The organism is Priestia sp. SRI_019 (assembly GCF_057586255.1).
Genome location: NZ_JBYCZN010000002.1, coordinates 1,171,515 through 1,191,173, shown reverse-complemented (window position 1 = coordinate 1,191,173; position 19,659 = coordinate 1,171,515). Strand labels below are relative to the sequence as shown.

The 19,659-nt window shown below is 38.0% G+C and carries 16 protein-coding genes; 12 read left to right on the top strand and 4 right to left on the bottom strand.

Annotation, left to right across the window (positions count from 1 at the left end; genetic code table 11):
- Positions 1–77: 77 nt before the first annotated feature.
- Complete coding sequence (locus AC2YJL_RS16290) at positions 78–1,001, bottom strand: iron-hydroxamate ABC transporter substrate-binding protein (RefSeq protein WP_230932133.1); 924 nt, start codon at positions 999–1,001, stop codon at positions 78–80.
- Positions 1,002–1,796 (bottom strand): ABC transporter ATP-binding protein, encoded by a 795-nt coding sequence (locus AC2YJL_RS16285; RefSeq protein ID WP_230932134.1) that lies wholly within the window; start codon positions 1,794–1,796, stop codon positions 1,002–1,004.
- A 189-nt stretch (positions 1,797–1,985) separates the two neighbouring features.
- On the opposite strand from AC2YJL_RS16285, the gene AC2YJL_RS16280 reads away from it, so the two are divergent.
- From AC2YJL_RS16280 to AC2YJL_RS16245, 8 genes are all read left to right on the top strand, one after another.
- On the top strand, positions 1,986–3,035 hold the full coding sequence (locus AC2YJL_RS16280; RefSeq protein WP_230932135.1) for an NAD(P)/FAD-dependent oxidoreductase: 1,050 nt from the start codon (positions 1,986–1,988) through the stop codon (positions 3,033–3,035).
- Between the two features lie 156 nt (positions 3,036–3,191).
- A complete protein-coding gene (gene megL, locus AC2YJL_RS16275) occupies positions 3,192–4,379 on the top strand; it encodes a methionine gamma-lyase (protein WP_230932136.1) in 1,188 nt (395 codons plus the stop codon).
- A 213-nt stretch (positions 4,380–4,592) separates the two neighbouring features.
- Positions 4,593–5,837 (top strand): Bcr/CflA family efflux MFS transporter, encoded by a 1,245-nt coding sequence (locus AC2YJL_RS16270; protein ID WP_230932137.1) that lies wholly within the window; start codon positions 4,593–4,595, stop codon positions 5,835–5,837.
- A gap of 117 nt (positions 5,838–5,954) precedes the next feature.
- Entirely contained in the window at positions 5,955–6,797 is an 843-nt protein-coding gene (locus tag AC2YJL_RS16265; RefSeq protein WP_369360844.1) for an aldo/keto reductase, read from the top strand.
- A gap of 139 nt (positions 6,798–6,936) precedes the next feature.
- Entirely contained in the window at positions 6,937–7,422 is a 486-nt protein-coding gene (locus AC2YJL_RS16260) for a PaaI family thioesterase (RefSeq protein WP_230932139.1), read from the top strand.
- Between the two features lie 38 nt (positions 7,423–7,460).
- Positions 7,461–7,709 carry a hypothetical protein gene (locus tag AC2YJL_RS16255; RefSeq protein ID WP_369360842.1) on the top strand — a complete coding sequence of 83 codons (249 nt, stop codon included), beginning with the start codon at positions 7,461–7,463 and terminating at the stop codon, positions 7,707–7,709.
- Positions 7,710–8,428: 719 nt separating this feature from the next.
- Positions 8,429–11,194 (top strand): CHASE3 domain-containing protein, encoded by a 2,766-nt coding sequence (locus tag AC2YJL_RS16250; RefSeq protein WP_195694899.1) that lies wholly within the window; start codon positions 8,429–8,431, stop codon positions 11,192–11,194.
- An 18-nt stretch (positions 11,195–11,212) separates the two neighbouring features.
- Entirely contained in the window at positions 11,213–12,067 is an 855-nt protein-coding gene (locus AC2YJL_RS16245; RefSeq protein WP_013056253.1) for a CheR family methyltransferase, read from the top strand.
- A gap of 28 nt (positions 12,068–12,095) precedes the next feature.
- On the opposite strand, the gene AC2YJL_RS16240 is transcribed toward AC2YJL_RS16245, so the two are convergent.
- Both AC2YJL_RS16240 and AC2YJL_RS16235 read right to left on the bottom strand, forming a co-directional pair.
- Complete coding sequence (locus AC2YJL_RS16240; protein WP_195694898.1) at positions 12,096–13,238, bottom strand: SpoIIE family protein phosphatase; 1,143 nt, start codon at positions 13,236–13,238, stop codon at positions 12,096–12,098.
- A gap of 186 nt (positions 13,239–13,424) precedes the next feature.
- Positions 13,425–14,039 (bottom strand): LysE family translocator, encoded by a 615-nt coding sequence (locus tag AC2YJL_RS16235; protein ID WP_230932145.1) that lies wholly within the window; start codon positions 14,037–14,039, stop codon positions 13,425–13,427.
- Positions 14,040–14,328: 289 nt separating this feature from the next.
- Here AC2YJL_RS16235 and AC2YJL_RS16230 point away from each other — a divergent pair, with 289 nt between their 5' ends.
- The 4 genes from AC2YJL_RS16230 (at position 14,329) to ggt (ending at position 19,233) form a co-directional block, all read left to right on the top strand.
- Positions 14,329–15,702, top strand: a complete 1,374-nt coding sequence (locus AC2YJL_RS16230) for an amino acid permease (RefSeq protein ID WP_407819052.1) — start codon at positions 14,329–14,331, stop codon at positions 15,700–15,702.
- Positions 15,703–15,872: 170 nt separating this feature from the next.
- Positions 15,873–16,565 carry a Crp/Fnr family transcriptional regulator gene (locus AC2YJL_RS16225; RefSeq protein WP_487374813.1) on the top strand — a complete coding sequence of 231 codons (693 nt, stop codon included), beginning with the start codon at positions 15,873–15,875 and terminating at the stop codon, positions 16,563–16,565.
- Positions 16,566–16,601: 36 nt separating this feature from the next.
- The gene (locus AC2YJL_RS16220; RefSeq protein WP_195694895.1) at positions 16,602–17,318 is read left to right on the top strand and encodes a YjjG family noncanonical pyrimidine nucleotidase; all 717 of its coding nucleotides are present in this window, start codon (positions 16,602–16,604) and stop codon (positions 17,316–17,318) included.
- Positions 17,319–17,544: 226 nt separating this feature from the next.
- Positions 17,545–19,233, top strand: a complete 1,689-nt coding sequence (gene ggt, locus AC2YJL_RS16215; protein WP_230932147.1) for a gamma-glutamyltransferase — start codon at positions 17,545–17,547, stop codon at positions 19,231–19,233.
- The last annotated feature ends 426 nt before the right edge of the window (positions 19,234–19,659 follow it).

The window sequence follows — 19,659 nt, the reverse complement described above, 5'->3', positions numbered from 1 at the left end:
CACCCATCTTTTCATGTAAGAATAAATTTAGTAAAACAAAGCAAGAGGAATTCTAAAAAGAATTCCTCTTGAATGAATTACTTACCAAGAAATTTTTGAGTAAAGAAATCTAATTGATAATCTAATGTGATTGGATCATTAAAATAAAATTCTTTTGCATTCGCTTCAAATACGTGATTATTCTTTACAGCAGGAATATTTTTGTACGTATTTGTTTTCTCAAATGATGTATCTCCATCTTGGTTTTTGCTAAAGATTAAATAATCTCCGGCATATTCAGGAAGAACCTCCGGTGAAATCGCATAGTACCCATCTTTCAAAGCCATTTCCTTTACTTTCTCCGGCATCTTTAATTTCATTTCTTGATAAAGAATTTCAGTTCCGCGTCCCCAGTTATCGCCAAACACATAAAGCTGCTTGTCAAAGTTCTCAATAACCGAAACCGTGGTATCTTCGCCAATTTTAGCTTTGATGTCAGATCCAGCTTTTGCCGCACGCTTTTTAAAGTCGTCTACCCATGATTGTGCTTCTTTTTCTTTATTTAATAGCTTTCCGATTTCTACATGCTGAGTAAGGTAATCTACTTTATTGTATGTATACGTCACAGTAGGGGCAATTTTTTTCAATTTATCAATGTTTTTTGTATTGGATAAGCCAATAATTAAGTCAGGCTTTAATTCAATGATCTTTTCTAAATTTTCGTCTGATACTTCTTCAACGCCTTTTAATTTTTTTTCAAAGCGGGGATTCATTTTAGACCATGAGTCCACTCCGACAATGTTAACACCTAAAGAAAGTACGTTACCTGCATAGGAACCTAATACAACAACACGTTTCGGATTAGCCGGAACTTTTACAGGGCCGTCTTCAGATTGATATGTAATCGTCTTGGATTCGCTGTTTCTTTTACTAGAATCGTTTTTGCTTTCAGTTGAACCGTTGCCGCAGGCACTGATAAGTAGTACGAATATGAGCATGAAGGGAAGTAGTAGTTTTTTCATTTAGTTATCTCCTCTTAATAAATTATACGTGATACACATCGGTTTATTTGTTCTCGGATCTCGTCCAATTTCAGCATCGATATGAAACACTTTTTTTAGAACGTCATGTGTGATCACTTCTTCGCAATTTCCGGCTTTGACAATTTCGCCATCTTTCAAAGCGATAACATAATCAGCGAAGCGAGCGGCTTGGTTCAAATCATGAAGAACCATTACAACTGTACGTTCTTGCTCTTTGTTTAGTTTTTGAAGCAGCTCAAGAACTTCTAACTGATGGGCCATATCTAAGTAGGTAGTTGGCTCGTCGAGGAATATAATATCGGTTTCTTGAGCTAAAGCCATTGCAATCCACACTCGCTGACGCTGACCGCCTGAAAGAGAGTCAACGAGACGAAACTTGTAGTCTTTTATGCCGGTGACTTCAAGCGCCCAGTCAATCGTTTGATAGTCTTCTTTTGATAGACGCCCAAACCCTTTTTGATAGGGAAAGCGCCCATAAGACACGAGCTCGCCAACAGTCAACCCACTCGCACTTTCCGGTGTTTGAGGGAGAATGGCCATTTTTTTAGCGAGTGATTTTGTATGTTCTTTTGAAATGTTTTCCCCATCTAAAATAACGGAACCAGATTGATGAGAAATAATGCGGGTAATGGCTTTTAAAAGCGTTGATTTGCCGCATCCGTTGGAACCAATAATCGTTGTAATCTTTTTGTCTGGAATGTTAACGCTTAAATCTTTTACTATTAGACGTTCACCATAACTAATATGTAATTCTTCTGTATATAGGCGAACCATATCTGAACCTCCGTTTATGTTTAATACAACAAATATATGATAATGATTATCAATATCGTTTTCTTTACATACTATAATTCGAACGTTTTCGTATGTCAATAGTTATTTTTATTGTCAAAACGTTGAAGAAGATGTATATTTAAATGAGAATGATAATCAATAACGGTTGATTATAAGGAGTGAACGTGCATGACACAACATGAACTTTTTGATGTGACAATTATCGGCGGGGGACCGGCTGGCCTTTACTCGGCCTTTTACAGTGGACTAAGAGAAATGAAAACAAAGCTGATTGAATACCAGCCAAAGCTAGGCGGGAAGCTTCACGTTTATCCTGAAAAAATGATTTGGGATGTGGGCGGACAAACTCCTGTGGCTGGTGCAAAGCTTATTGAACAGCTTGTTGAACAAGGGCTGACGTTTGATCCAACTGTTGTTTTAAATGAGAAGATTGAATTAATTTCTCGCTTAGAAGATGGTATTTTCCAGCTAACGAGTTCTTCAGGTGAACATCATTACTCTAAAACTATTATCCTTGCTGTCGGAGGAGGTATTTTAAACCCGCAAAAGCTCAAAATTGAAGGAGCAGAACGATTTGAAGTAACAAACTTAAACTATACAGTTAAATCTCTGCAGCATTTTAAAAATAAAACGGTGATTGTTTCCGGCGGAGGCAATTCAGCCATTGATTGGGCAAATGAGCTAGAGCCCGTTGCTAAAAAAGTGTATATTACGTACCGAAACAGCGAACTAAATGGTCATGAAGCACAAGTGAGGCAATTAACGAACAGTTCAGCGCAGTGTCTGCTTAATACATCTATTACAAAATTAGTGGCTGATGCTACGCATGAATTTATAGAAAAAGTTGAACTGACTAATCATCAAACCGGTGAAATTGCTTACTTGCCGATTGACGAAGTTATTATTAATCACGGCTATGAAAGAGACACAGAGCTGTTAAAGGGCAGTGAACTACATATCAAAACTATTGATGACTATTACATTGCAGGTAATGCAGCAAGCGAAACGTCTGTAGAAGGCGTGTATGCAGCGGGAGATATTCTCATGCACGAAGGAAAAGTCCATTTGATTACAGGTGCTTTTCAAGACGCTGCTAATGCCGTAAACAAAGCAAAAAAATTCGTTCAGCCCTCCGCTGCTAAGGCGGCTATGGTTTCTTCTCATAATGAAGTATTCAAAAAACGTAATTCAGCACTAATTAAACAAATGATAAAGTAAAGCGAGGTGCAGGGTGCATGTCGCTTCTTTTTCTAGGATGGAATTATCTAAGCAAGTAGGCAGGGAACGAAAAAAGAAAAGAGAAATATAATAAAAGAAAACGCTTACATTTTTAAAAAAATGACATAGTGCTTGTGTGCATAAGGGGGAAGCCGTATGAACGAAAAAGAGAAATATCAGTTTGAAACAAAAGCCATTCACGCAGGGTATGAATCAAAACATCATTTTGATAGCTTAGCTCCGCCTATTTATCAAACGTCTACATTTACATTCTCATCTCTAGAACAAGGTGCAAACCGATTTAGCGGAGCAGAAGATGGTTATGTATATTCCCGGTTATCGAATCCAACGGTCACCATTTTAGAAGAGCGTATGGCACAGCTTGAAGAAGGAGAAGCAGCTTTGGCATTTGGATCGGGAATGGCTGCAGTATCGGCTGTATTGATTGGACTTACAAAAGCAGGCGATCATATTTTGTGTTCTAAAGGAGTGTATGGATGCACGTTTGGTCTCTTAGAAATGCTTGAGGAAAAATATCAAATCCATCATTCTTTCTCCAACTTGGAAACTGAAGAAGAAATTCTTGCTGCTATCAGAAAAGATACAGCATGTATTTATATTGAAACACCGATTAACCCGACTATGACTTTAGTAGATTTAGAGTTAGTTGCTTCTATCGCCAAACAAAAAGGAATTCCTGTGGTAGTAGACAATACCTTTTCAACTCCTTATTTGCAGCAGCCGCTGAAGCTTGGATGCGACTTAGTCATTCATAGCGCAACAAAATTTATTAGTGGACACGGAGATGTTGTTGCAGGAATTGTAGTAGGGAACAAAGAGGTTATTTCCGTACTGCGCAAAACGACGCAAAAAGATATCGGAGGCATTCTTTCCCCGTTTGATGCGTGGCTGTTACTTCGCGGGTTAAAAACACTGGCCGTTCGGATGGATCGTCACTGTGAAAATGCTGAACACATCGCAAAACAATTAAGTCTCCACCCCAAGGTGAAAGCCGTTTATTATCCAGGTGATAAAAAGAGCACTGCTTATTCTCTCATGCAAAAGCAAATGAAAAAGGGAGGGGGGCTTCTCTCTTTTGAAGTGGAAGGCGGTTATGAAGAAACCGTAAAAGTGGTTAATCAGCTTAAGCTCATTTCCATTGCGGTGAGTCTTGGAGATGCTGAAACACTTATTCAGCATCCTGCCTCGATGACGCACGCAGTCGTGCCGGAAGAAGCTCGAAAAGAAATGGGAATCTCAAATGAACTCCTTCGCTTATCAGTTGGGCTGGAAGCATGGGAAGATATTATGAGAGATTTACAGCAGGCATTAGATAGTATATAACAAACGCTCAAACAACGCTTGAAGTATCTTAAGGATATTTCAAGCGTTGTTTTTTGAATATCAACTGCATGTCATCACTCATAGATCTTTTTTTGCGAGTGGAACTTTACCTACATCTTTAGACAAATGTCCTAGACAGAAGAGATGCCTTTCAATAGACTAAGTGTTATCTGTAAAAATACAATATTTAGGTAAGGAAGGTGCTCTGCTATTATGCTTCATAATCCAACTGGAAAAAAACGTCTAGGATTGGCGTTTCTCCTCAGCACGCTTGCGATATTAGGTCCGCTTAATATCGATATGTATTTGCCAAGTTTCCCTGCTATTGCTGATCATTTAGATGCGCGAGCTTCACTTGTACAGCTTAGTTTAACATCGTGTTTACTAGGCCTTGCCATTGGTCAAATCGTGATCGGTCCAATCAGTGATGCGAAGGGACGAAAACGACCTTTACTCATTTCCATCTCTTTATTTATGATATCGTCATTGCTCTGTGCTTTGGCTCCTACTATTACAGCTTTAGTCATCGCACGCTTTTTACAAGGGTTTACCGCTTCGGCAGGAGTTGTTCTTTCTCGCGCGATTGTCAGAGACGTTTTTAGTGGAAGAGAGCTTACGAAGTTTTTTGCTCTGTTAATGGTTATTAATGCCTTTGCACCAATGATAGCACCAATGGCCGGAGGTGCTATTTTACTTCTTCCTTTTGCAAGCTGGCATACTATTTTCTTGTTTTTAAGCTTAATAGGCCTTTTAATTGTTTTAACAATTTCAATGCGTTTAAAAGAAACTTTGCCAATTGAAAATAGAACGCCAAGTTCAATTGGTCATTCCATTCGCACGATGGGCAGTTTATTACAAGACCGTTCTTTTATTGGGTATGCCTTAATTGTCGGACTGGTCCACGGAGGAAGCTTTGCTTATGTATCAGGCACTCCATTTGTCTATCAAGGGATCTACCATGTTTCTCCGCAAGTTTTTAGCATTTTGTTTGGCATTAACGGCTTGGCCATTGTGACTGGAAGCTTTATTATTGGGCGCTTTAGCGGAATTCTTCATGAAAGAAGCCTGCTTCGCATTGCCGTGATTACGGCTGTAAGTGCTACTAGCGTACTTCTTATCATGACCATGCTTAAAGGGCCGCTTGCTACGCTTGTAATTCCCATTTTTATTTACATGATCTCTATAGGAATGACGATCACAGGCTCGGTGACATTGGCAATGAAAAATCAAGGACATAGAGCGGGAAGTGCGAGTGCCGTATTAGGGATGCTTCCACTAACTTTAGGATCAATTGTTTCTCCTTTAGTAGGTATTAACGAAACAACAGCGATTCCGATGGCTGCCATTTTATTTAGTACGGCACTTTTAGGTTTTGTAGCTTTCTTTACGTTAACTAAAAACAAGAAAGAAACAGAAAAGTGCGAAGTTAATGAGTTTAAAACGGAGGTTTCTCCGTAATCACTTTTTTGACTTGTTGAAAGCACTGCTCTTTTTAAAAAAGGGAAGGTGCAAATTTATTCAAGTATTGGATAATATATGCTAACCTTAAGGCATGATCGAAAGGAGTGGATAATAATGAGTAAAGTAATTCCTGAAATAACCCTTAATGACGGGGTAACCTTGCCTGCTATAGGTTTTGGTACATATAAGCTTAACGGAAATGAAGGAGTCAACGCTATAATGAGTGCGATTGATGTAGGGTATCGTCTAATTGATACGGCTTATAATTACGAAAATGAAGGCACCGTGGGTCAAGCTCTTCGAAGAACACCGGTTTCTAGACAAGAACTATTTGTTACGTCTAAACTCCCAGGGCGATACCATACGTATGACAAAGCAATTCCTACTATCCAAGAATCTTTATATCGCGCGAATTTAGACTATTACGATTTGTATCTTATTCATTGGCCTAATCCTAAACAAGATCATTATGTAGAAGCTTGGCAAGCATTGATTGATGCGAAGCGCTGGGGCTTAATCCGTTCAATTGGTGTTTGTAATTTTCTTCCTGAGCATATTGAGCGCTTGGAAAAAGAGACCGGCATTTTACCAAGTATCAATCAAATAGAACTGCATCCTTTTTTTAATCAACATCAATATCGAAATTGGTATCAGGAGAAAAACATTCAAATTGAATCTTGGAGTCCACTAGGGCGTGCAAGTGCTGTTTTAGAAAATGAAACAATTAAACAAATTGCCGACCATCATAATAAGACAGTTTCACAAGTAATTTTGCGATGGCATTATCAGCTAGGGGCGATTTCAATTCCAAAATCGTCATCTCGCAAGCGGCAGCTTGAGAACATATCCATTTTTTCATTTTCTTTAGATGAAACTGAGATGAATATGATTTCAGAATTGAACCGCGAGGATGGAAGGCTTAATAATCAAGACCCCGCTGCTTATGAAGAATTTTAACTATAAAGCCTCACTTATTTTTTAAGTGAGGCTTTTCTTCTATGATTTTTCATTATGTAAGACTGAAAATAGTCCGTTTAGTTCTAACGATTGTAGGAGAAAATGTGTTAAAATATTCCGAAAAAAGGAGTGGTGAACCATGGGAAAAGTAGTGAAAGCGATTCAAGACGAATATCCGGATGATTTTGCATGGTGTTATGGCTGCGGCCGATTAAATCAGGACGGCTATCATTTTCGGACAGGATGGCTAGGAGAAAAAACCATTACCCTTTATACACCTAAGGCTGAACATACAGCCATACCAGGATTTGTCTATGGCGGACTTCTTGCATCACTGATTGATTGCCATGGAACAGGCTCTGCATCTCTTGCTCTATATCGTAAAAATGGCTACGAAATAGGAGATTCAGCAGAGCCGCCTCGGTTTGTTACCGGTTCTCTCCATGTAGATTTTAAAAAACCAACGCCACAGGGTGAAGTATTAAAAGCAATAGGAACGGTTGAAGAAATTCACCCGAAGAAATGGAGAGTTAAAACAGAAGTATACGCGAGTGACATCATTGTTGCGACCGGAGAAGTTGTGGCAGTTGTTATGCCAAGTACGTTTAAACGCAAAGAAGACTAAAAAATGCAAAACAGTTACATAAAAAGGGAGGAAAAGGTATGGGTAAATGTAATTTAGGCCACTCGGTAGAAGATGTACAGCAAAAGTTTAACTCGCAGTCACAATGGCTGCCAGAAGATATTCGCTCGTTATTTCATGAGTTTCTCGTACGAAACCCTTCGCAAACAACATTAAACGAGATGTTTCATTTGCTGAAGAAATATGATTTGGTTGATGAACAAGAAAGAAAAGAGCGAGATCGAAAAATCAAATGGCTGATATTAAATAAAGAAGATACGAAGGCCTAAGTTTTTAAAGTGAGATAGATTAAGTGAATTGAAGAGATGTGAAACACTGATAAAAAACAGATTCTAAAAAAGAATCTGTTTTTTTACGAGATTAGAAATAATCTAGGATATTTGTAAAATTACCACTATGTGAAACTATTGACTTAGAGACGGTTTTTTTGTGAGAGAACTTTTTATCTGCAGTTTTTCTAAGGGATTAAGGTCGGTAAAATCTCAATAAATGAAAGTTTTTTAACCTGATATGTAAATTTAAAAATCATATTTAAATTAAAAAAAGTGGCATTGCTATCTACTATCCAAGTACAATTTAACTAATGAATGCTTTACGTCTCGCATGTAAGTATTTATGCATACCTATGTTGTCATAATTTATGTGATTCCCCAAAACATAAATTACTTTTCATTACCTTATTGTGTACAAATATATTAGGAGATAAGCTCATGCCTTTAAAGGTATGAGCTTATTTTTATATGGCTTTTTAAAACGACAATTTCTAATTGGAAAATTAATCTTCACCTCTTGCACAATAAATATTTTTCTGTGCAAAAATAGAGTGTATAATAGGAATGTTAACTTGAGAGGAAAAAGAGAGAAGTCCTATCAAACAAAGGAAAATGGAGTGGAGAGTGTGTACCAAACGTAAAATGGTACAGCAGCAAAAATAAACATGTTTTTCGAATGCTTCTAGAAGAATATCTAGAATGAAAGTAGGAACATTATGGAAAAGAAAACGAGGTTTGGCATCAAATCCAAAATTATTATTGGATATTTAATTGTTATTGTCTGTTTATTTATTGCATTTATTGTTTTAAACAGTCAAATTTCATCTTTGCAAAAAGAACGAAATTTTATCATTGATCATGATATTGAAGTGCATGATCTGACCAATCGAATTGAAAAACACCTGCTCGATATGGAAACCGGACAAAGGGGCTATATTATTACAGGAGAAGCGAGTTACTTAGAGCCTTATAACAGTGCAGCATCAAGTTGGGAAAAAGATTATAATGCGCTGTATCAGCTTCTAAATAATAATCCAAATCAGCAGGAGAAACTGGAGAAGATTAAAGGAAGCATTCAAGACTGGATTGAAGCTGCTGGTGAACCGACCATTGCATTTAAAAAAGAAAATAATACAAAAGAGCTTCAGCAGTTTTTTGAGAAAGATCCTGGGCGCCAGTATATGGATGATATACGCAGCCAGTTTACTTCTTTTAGAAATGTAGAGAAAAAATCGACTGAAACAAGAGCAACAGAGTTAGACGAGAAAAATCAAAAAATTAAAATTGGACTTTACGGTTTGCTGTTATTTGTTACGCTTGTTTCACTTGCTATCGCTATTGTTTTGTCCAATTCCATTGTGAATACGATTAAAGAAGTTACGCAAACGATCAAACGAATTACGGCTTCAAAAGGCGAGTTAAAAGGAAGAATTAAAGTTCGATCTAATGATGAAATTAAAGATTTAGGGATAGCTACGAACGCGTTGTTAGAAAATATTGAAGAGCGAAACTGGCTTCAAACGAACATTGCTCATGCTGTAACGATGTACCAAGGTATAGCATCTGTAGACAAGCTTGCGGAAAAATTTCTCTTTACGGTTTCAGAAATGACAGGAGCTTCTTTCGGAGCATTTTATGTTCGAGAGGAAAATGATAAAGGAGATCTATTCGTCAAACAAGCTGCTTTTGCAGATAGAAAAGGCGACGCGGGAAGAGAGAGCTTTTTGATAGGCCAAGGGCTTATTGGACAAGCTGCTTTAGAAAAAAGAACCCTTGTCATAAACGATGTACCTGACACGTACCAGCTCATTGCTTCAGGATTAGGAGACGTAAAACCTAAGAGTATTTTTATTGTGCCCGTCTTATTTGAAGATGAAGTAATTGCAGTTATCGAGCTGGCATCGCTGCACGAATTTACAGTTTTAGAGCAAGAACTTATTAGTCAAGTGATTGAAACGTTTGGTCTCACTATCAATGGTGTAATCAGACGAATGGAAATTGCCCGTCTATTAAAAGAATCTCAGGCGATGACAGAAGAGCTCCAGGCTCAGTCTGAAGAACTTCAAACACAATCAGAAGAGCTGCAAATGCAGTCTGAAGAGCTGCGTATGATTAATGAACAGCTAGAAGAAAGAACAAAAGATGCAGAAGAAAAATCGTTTGAATTAGAGGCTGCAAAAGAAGATTTAGAAGAAAAAGCGCATCAGCTGGAATTGAATTCTCAATACAAATCTGAATTCCTTGCTAATATGTCGCACGAGCTTCGAACACCGCTTAACAGCATTCTTATTCTGTCTGAAATGCTTGAGGAAAACGCGGCTAAAACGCTATCTGAAGATGAAGAAGAATATGCTCGTATTATCCATTCTTCAGGAAAAGACTTGTTGGCATTAATCAACGACATCTTGGATTTATCAAAAGTAGAGTCTGGAAAACTAGATGTCTTGCTTGCTGAGATGAATATGAGTGAGCTTCCAGATCAAATTGAACGTAATTTCAGCCACGTTGCTGAACAGAAAGAAGTGCAATTAAAAATTAATAAAGCACAAGATGTACCGGACATCATTCACACAGATGAAAAGAGATTCCAGCAAATTGTGAAAAATCTTTTATCAAATGCATTTAAATTTACGGAATCGGGATCTGTCACAGTATCTATTCAACGAGTAGCTGACCATCGTCTTACAACAGCTATGCGTACAGTCGATACGGATTGCTGGCTAGAAATAGCTGTAGCTGATACAGGGATTGGTATACCAAAAGAAAAGCATCAGCTTATCTTTGAAGCGTTTCAGCAGGCCGATGGAGCTACGGTTCGCAAGTACGGAGGAACGGGACTTGGCTTATCTATTTGCAGTGAGTTTGCAAAATTATTGGGCGGCTGGATTTCCCTAAGCAGTGAAGTAGGAAAAGGAAGTACGTTTACACTCTATCTTCCTAGTCTCTCTAACGGTCTTGTTGACTATGAAAAAGTAAATTTTGCATATGAAGAAGTAGCAGTATCTGTAGAAGAAGCTGTAGAAGAACCTAAACCTGAAGCAGAAATAACTGAAATTCATTATCCTGTACAACCAGTTGAACCTTCATTACAAGATGATGAAAATGTATTTCAGGATAAGCGAGTGCTCATCGTAGATGATGACCAGCGCAACATCTTTGCCTTAAAAACTGCGCTAGCTAAACAAGGTATGACCATTATGACAGCTCATAACGGAATAGAGTGTCTTGAAATGATGAAGAATAGTGAACCATTTGATCTCATTTTAATGGATATTATGATGCCGCAAATGGACGGATATGAAGCGATGCAGAAAATTAGAGGAGAGCTAAAGCTTGTTGATTTGCCTATTATTGCATTAACCGCTAAAGCGATGAAAAATGATCGTGAAAAATGCTTGGAAGCTGGAGCATCAGATTATATCAGCAAACCTTTAGATTTGAATCAGCTGTTCTCCGTTATGCGTGTATGGCTAGTAAATTAAGCGGGGTATGAAACATAAATGGATATGAAGCACCTAGATTTAAGTGAAGACTTAGTTATGAATAAAAAAACAGATTTGGAGATTGATTTACTGCTGACGGCTATTTATCGATTAACAGGATTCGATTTTAGACAGTACGCTAAATCTTCTATCTGTCGCCGGGTCTATAATCGAATGAAAATTGAACGTATTCCAACCGTATCTCGATTGTTAGAAAAAGCAATTCATGAAGAAGAATTTATGAATCAGCTTTTAAATGATTTTTCGATAAATGTAACAGAGATGTTTCGCGATCCCAGCTTTTTTAAAGCATTTCGCACAAAAGTGATTCCGGTATTAAAGGATTATCCAGAAATTCGCATTTGGCACGCTGGCTGCGCAACGGGCGAAGAGGTATTTTCTATGGCGATTCTTTTAGAAGAAGAAGGGTTAATGGATAAAACGGTCATCTACGCAACCGATATGAACGAAGATGTATTAGAAAAAGCAAAACAAGGTGCCTTTTCTTTACGTAAAATGAAGTCATATACAAAAAATTATATTCAAGCCGGTGGAAAGAACGCCTTCTCGGAATATTATCAGACGGATCATCACTATGCATATTTTCATCCGTCGCTGTTAAAAAATATTATCTTTGCTCAGCATAATTTAGTCACGGATCAGTCATTTAATGAATTTCACGTCATCATTTGCCGAAACGTCCTTATTTATTTTACAGCTCAGCTGCAAAATCAAGTGTATAATTTATTTTCAGAAAGCCTGTGTGCAAAAGGATTTCTTGGGCTTGGTGATAAAGAAACGCTTCGCTTTGCTGAAGGAGCAGCTTCTTATATCGAGTTTGCAGGGAACGAGCGCATTTATCAAAAGCAATAAAAAAAGACCTCATTTGTGAGGTCTTTTTTTATTGTGCTTGGGCTTGAATCATAAGCACGCACATGTCATCAGGCTGATTTAACTTTTGTTCTTCTGAAAAAATTTCATTCATAAATGTCTGCGGATTTGTCCATTTTTGTTCAGTAAGCTTTTGAAGACGAAGAGCAGATTCATTTTCGCAAGGGCCCATTGATTCAAGAGCTCCGTCTGTAAATAGCAAAATTTGCACATCGTTTTCAAAGCTGACAACAGATTTCTGAACGTCCATTTCTTCAAAAAAACCTACAGGGCAGCTTCCTCGTTGAAGAGGAACAAGCGTATGTTCATCCACTAACATATAACCTTCTGGATGCCCCGCATTCACATATTCTACTGTCTTAGCTTTCGTATCAATCACTAAATAAATAGCAGTGAAATAGTAAGGGATTTCATCTTTTTCGCTGTGCAATAATTCCATGTAGCGATTCAACTCTGTAATAACCTGCTCAGGGTCTACGAGAGACTTGATAGCTTCTCTGAGCACAGACGAAATAAACATACAAACAAGCGAGGCAGAGATGCCGTGCCCCATCATATCAAAAAGGATAATTCCGTACCGGTGCTCGTCAATTTTGTGCCAATAGTACATATCACCCGCTAATTTAAAAGAAGGATAATATGAAACTTCCATTTGAATATCTTTCTCTCGTAAAGGGGGACTGAGTAAGTTTTGCTGTACGTGCGTAGCTAAATCTAACTCAGTTTGAATTTTCTTTTCATGTTCCGTGTGCCAGTCAATTTCTGCTTTAAGACGTAAGGCTACCCGCATACGAGCCAGCAGTTCCACTTTATTGATCGGCTTTGTAACGTAATCTGTTCCGCCGGCGTCTAGAGCTTCTACTAATTTGCTGCTGTCTTCTAGGGCTGTGACAAAGATAATTGGAATATGTTTTAAGCGTTCTACCTGTTGAATTCGCCTGCAGGCTTCGATTCCATCAATTTCGGGCATCATAATATCAAGTAAAATCAAATCGACCGAATTCGTTTTTGAGTTCTCATCGTCCAGGTTAAGATAGTCAAAAAGGGCATGGGCAGACGTAAGAGACACACAGTTATCGTAGCCAGCGCCTTTTAAAATTTTTTCAATCACAAATAGATTGACTTGATTGTCATCTACTAGAAGAATGGTCATGCTCTATTTCCCCTTATTATGTTTGAAGACTAATGATTGAGTATGTAGTTTTCAAGCATTTTTTATACTTTTTCTGTTTTTCTATTTATCTATTATACAGAAAACACAGCGTTTAGGGTATTTTTTAAGATTATTCTTTTCTATTTAAAAAGTCACTTGTCCCCAGAAAAGGAGACAAATAACTTTTTATAGCAACTTGTATAACGCAAATATCCCGAAAGTCAGTACTACCGCTCCCGAAATACGATTTATCCAGATCAAGCTGTTATTCGTAAACTTCGACCGGGCAAGACTAATAGCAAAACTGAGCGAAAGCCACCAGCAGGCCGATCCTAAAAATACGCCTGCAACCATTGTCAAAGCAGAAGCAGCATCAAATGCTGATTTACTAATGCCTACACCAGAAAATACGCCAATAAAAAATAAGATCGTCATTGGATTCGTAACCGTTAAAAAAAGAACGGATGTATAAGAACGAAGTAAACCTTCTCCTTTAGCAGCGGCAGCGTGCTCTGCAGGTCGAGAACAAAAAGTTTGTACACCTAAATAACATAAAAATAATCCCCCAATCAGCTGAAGCCAAATCTTTTGGGTTAGTAAAAAGGTTGTAATGAACGTTAGGCCAAACGCAGCGATACATCCATAAAGAGCATCTGCTGTAGCTGCTCCCAGCCCGGATACAAATCCGTGTAATCGCCCTTTAGATAACGTGCGGTTGATACATAAAATCCCAATGGGACCGACGGGAGCAGCAACGGAAAAACCGATCACTAACCCCTTTAGAAAATAAAATAAGTTCATCTTTTACGTTGCTCCTATGAAGTTTTTCTTTAGTATAGTACAAAAGCAATCGTGAATGAAGCCAAATTTGAGAAAGTTGTTAACACATATTTTTAGTCTGTTCGGGTACATCATAATGGTGTTATAAAAAACATCACTAGTAAATTTATTTTAATCATTAAAAAGTTCAAAAACTAAATTATTTTACACAGAAAATTAAATGTAGTAAAATAATTCACTGTTACATATATAGAAAGATCTACCACTAAAAAGTAGTCATTCGTAATGAGATGAAGAGAGGTTAGTCATCATGAGTAATCTGTTTGTAAAAAAAGATGTTAACAAGCTGTTAGAGGAAAATGCAGCAAAAGAATCAACTAAGACACTGGGGTTATTTGATGTTATTTTGATGGGAGTAGGAGCAACTATTGGGACAGGAGTTCTGGTTATAGCAGGGCTAGTTGCCGCCAGGGATGCAGGGCCCTCGGTCTCCATTTCCTTTGTTATTTCTGCAGTAGCCTGTATTCTTGTTGCACTGTGTTATGCAGAATTTGGTTCAGCTGTTCCAAGTTCGGGAGGCGCATATACATACATATATGTTTCATTAGGAAAATTTGCAGCGCATTTGATAGGGTGGTCCATCGTAGGATGCTATACGGTATCTTTAGCTTCCGTAGCGGGCGGATGGTCATCTTATGTGAATAATGTGCTTACTGAATTTGGTATTAGACTTCCTGAATCGTTCACGGCTATACCAAGCGATGGAGGTGTTATCAACCTTCCCGCGGTATTTATTGTGCTGTGCATGTCGTTTTTATTAACAAGAGGGGTAAAAGAAAGTAAAAAAATAAATAACTTAATGGTTTTAATCAAGATAGGTATTGTTCTTTTATTTGTAGCTGTCGGCGTCTTTTTTATTCATACAAATAACTGGCATCCATTTACCCCTTTTGGTGTGAAAGGAATCTTTGCAGGCGCAGCTTCCGTCTTTTTTGCTTATAACGGATTTGATGCCATTTCTACTTCGGCAGAAGAAGTGAAAAATCCGCAAAGAAACTTGCCGCTAGGTATTTTGATTGCACTGAGTGTTTGTGCAGTCATTTACGTAGTAATTGCATTAGTATTAACAGGAATGGTTTCTTATAAAGAGCTAAACGTAGGCGATGCATTGTCATATGCGCTCAATAGCGTAGGACAAGAATGGGCAGCGCTCATTGTATCTATAGGAGCGGTTATTGGTATTATGGCCGTCGTATTTGCTTATTTGTTTGTCGTGCCTCGCATACTGATGTCAATGAGCCATGATGGATTATTGCCGTCTCTTTTTGCGAAAGTAAACCGAAAAAACAGTGAACCTGTCATATCCACATGGCTTGTCGGGGCGTTAGGCGCGATCGTAGCTGGTTTTGTTGATTTAAAACAGCTGGCAGATTTAGCGAATATGCTGGCGATTGTCACGTTTGCTGCCGTTTCATTTTCGATTTTGGCTCTGCGAAAAAGTCAGCCTAATTTAAAACGCAGTTTCAAAGTACCTTTTGTACCATTTATTCCGATTATTGCTATTCTTTGCTGTATCTTTCTCATGTTCAACTTATCAATGAAAACGTGGATGTATTCAATCGGCTGGATGCTGATTGGCGTCTTTATTTACGTTGGATACGCCAGAAAGAACAAGAGCGCTTAACAAAAAGACTCTAAGCGAACAAGCTAGAGTCTTTTTTGTGTATATATTTCTCTTGAAAGTGATCTATGAACATAACGTAAAAATTAAAACTTTATTTGAGACATATGTCCTTTTTATTTTAGGAAGTGTTATTGTTTAATAAAAGAAACCGTTATGATGGAGAGGAAAACATGAGGGAAATTACGAGTGAGAAACAGCTGATGGAGTATATAAATACTTATAAATTAGAGTCGGTTTTCAAAAAAGAGTTACTACCGCATTTGTCACTGTATGATGTCGAGGCAGGGGAACGTCTTTGTTCTCAAGGAGATGCGTCTCACTGTTTGTACATATTGATGAAAGGCAAGGTTAAAGTTTATACCATATCGCCCGAAGGCAAGACGCTTGTTCTTTCCTTTAAACAGCCCCTTGAAGTAATAGGCGATATTGAGTATGTACAAGATGTTGAGATTATGAATACGCTTGAAGCCGTTTCACCTTTAGTTGTTATCGGCATACCATACAAACGATTAAAACAGCATGCGAGCAATGATCCACAGCTGCTGACGTTTTTACTGGAAATGCTCACAAAAAAGTTTTGCGCAAAATCGAACTCGCTAAGCTTTAATTTAATGTACCCAGTGGAAGTACGGCTGGCTAGTTACTTGCTCTCTATTTTTTGTGAAGAATCGCATTTGGTTATGAATCAAAAAACAGAAAGCTTAAAAGATATAGCTAATTTAATCGGAACGACTTACCGGCATTTAAATCGTGTTCTTCAGAAATTTGTAGCGCAAGGAGTTATTGAAAAAAAGAAAGGCTCCATTATTCTCAAAGATAAGGAAAAACTGAGCTGTCTAGCAAACGACAATATATACGAGTAGAAAAAGTAATAGATTAGTTGAAGGGGAGAGAGAAGAATGAAAACATACCGAACGCTGCTATTTGACATTGATAATACGCTTTTAGATTTTAATGCAGCCGAAGAGCAGGCTTTACAGCTTCTTTATGCTAACCACGATATTCCGCTGACTGAGGAAAGCAAAAAACGTTATAGTTTAATTAACCAGGGGTTATGGACAGCTTTTGAAGAGAATAAAATAAGCCGTGAGCAAGTTGTAAATACTCGCTTTTCTACTCTATGTAAAGAATATGGAATAGAAAAAGACGGAAAGCTACTTGAAGCAGAGTACCGAACGTATTTGAACAATGGCCATCAGCTAATTGACGGAGCAATTGAGGTAATTAAAAATCTGAGCAGGTACTATGATTTGTACGTTGTTACAAACGGAGTCTCGGCTACACAGTATAAGCGCCTTCAAGACTCAGGTCTATATCCTTATTTTAAAGAAGTATTTGTTTCAGAAGATACAGGTTTTCAAAAACCTATGAAGGAATATTTTGATTATGTTTTTTCACATATAGAAGAGCTGTCCGTACATAAAACATTAATTGTCGGAGATTCTTTGAGTGCAGATATTCAAGGCGGACAGCTAGCCGGTATTGATACGTGCTGGTTTAACCCTCAGGCAAAAAAGAACGATACAAAGTGGGTGTCAACCTACGAAATAGGAAGACTTCAAGAGCTTTATGACTTGCTGAACGTAAGTAATGAAGCAGCTTCGTTACAAGTGTAAAATATATAATAAAAGAAACAAAAAAACACCAGTCCTTTCCTTTGAATAAAAAGGCTGGTGTTTTTTATTTTATGGCTTTTGAGAGCTTAAAAATAACTCTAGGGATATCGGTCTATGAACGTAATTACTAAGGTAATCAATACATATTTAAACAGTTTTATCCCAAAAGCAATAGGGTATTTTAACAATATCCCAGATAAAGTAAGTAACTAGGAGGTCGTAAAAGATGATTAATGGAAAAAGCTTATCTCGTTCAGGAAAGAGTTCATATAGAAGAGAAACAGCGGTTGGAAAAACAGGAATGGTAGCCAGTGCTCATCCAATTGCAACAGACGCCGGAGAACAAGTGCTAAGAGCTGGAGGCAACGCAATTGATGCAGCAATTGCCGTTCAGTTTGGGCTCAACGTCGGAGAACCGATGATGACCGGTATTGGAGGCAGCGGCTTTTTTATGGTGTATCACAATGAAAGCAAAACAACTAAAATTTTTGACGGGCATTCTCAGGCTCCTAAAGCAGCTTATCCTGAAATGTTTCTTGATGAAAATAAAGAAGTTATTCCGTTTAGAAAGCGTTCTACTCATGCAACGGCAATTGGAATTCCAGGGATTTTAAAGGCGATGGAAGCAGCTCGTAAAGAGTATGGAACAAAACCCCTTGCTGAATTGATTGAACCGGCTGCCAAAGCAGCAGAAGCAGGTGTAGAAACAAACTGGGTTCTTGGAGATATTTTAAAAACATACGCTTACCGACTAGGAGAACATGCTAAGCAGCTATATTCCCCAAACGGCAAGCCTATGCAAGAAGGAGATATGATTAATAAAAAAGATCTTGCTAAAACATTTCGTATTCTTCAAGAAAAAGGTATCGAGGCTTTTTATGAAGGTGAAATTGCAGAAGCCGTTATTTCAACGATCAAAGAGCACGGCGGTTTTATGGAACTGTCGGATTTGAAAGAATACCAGATTAAGATCGATGAGCCCGTGTGGGGAGATTATAAAGGATACCGAATTGCTTCTTCCAACATGCCTAGTGCAGGAGGAACCACCGTGCTGCAAATCTTAAAGCTATTAGAGGACTTTGATGTGTCTCAATACGACGTGAAATCTTGGGAAAAGTATTATTTGTTTGCAGAGGCTATGCGCATTGCATTTTCAGATAAAATTGCATTCTCTGGAGATCCAGCCTACAGTGACATTCCACTAAAAGGGCTTTTAAATGACGAATATATAAAGGAACGTCAAAAATTAATTAATTGGAAACATAAAAATGAGAAAGTTGATTTTGGCAACCCGTGGGATTATGAGAAAGGCCAAAAAGTGAACGTGGTGCGTCAGCCTTATGAACCTGAACGTGAGCTTAGTGAAACAACTCACTTCACCGTAGTTGACCGCTGGGGTAACATTGTCGCTTGTACATCAACTGTGGAACATCCTTTTGGTACAGGAATTATGGTTAAAGACCATGGGTTTTTACTCAACAACGAGCTTACTGATTTTGATGCTATTCCTGGAGGGTTAAATCAAGCGGATGCAGGAAAGCGTCCGGTTAGCTGTAAAAGTCCAACCATCGTTTTTAAAGATAGCGAACCTGTACTCACTTTAGGATCTCCAGGCGGACCAACGATTGTAGGGTCTGTGTTTCAAACACTTATGAATGTCTTAGACTATGGAATGGATATAAAAGAAGCGATTGAAGAACCAAGAATTTTCAATAGTACAGGATCACTTATCGGTTGGGAAGCCGGAGTGGATATGAATGCCAAAGGAGAGCTAGAAGCCATGGGATTTAATTTTGGAGATGAGCCATTCCCAATCGGAAATGTTCAAGGGATTCAAATCGATAAAGAAAACGGCCGTTTATTTGGAGCAGCTGATTCCAGCCGTGAAGGAAAAGCAACTGGCTTAGACTCTTAATAGTTAAAAAATACATTGTACGCCCTCTCTTTTTACAAAAGAGAGGGCGTACAATGCATTAAAAAAGATAAAAATGAGTAGGTAAAAAGAAGGAATATTTTTTTCTGAAAACATACTTTAGACCTTTATTATTATCAGCCTAATCTTCAGAAAGGAAAAAGAATAGAACGTTTTCATGTCCGGCTAATAAAAAAAAGGTACTGATTTTTTAAGAGATTAATGAAAACAAAATGGTCGGAAAGTATAAAAAACGGAATAGCGTTTTCAATGCTGGAAAGATAAAGTGTTTAATCATGTAGAAGTATAAAACGAAACGTCTGGAAATCGTGGTTTGAAATGTAAAAAAAGCCGTACACTTTTGTTAGGAAAACGGTTACATAAAAAGGGCTCTTACAAGTAAACTTTGGTCCTAGTTACAGCTCAATG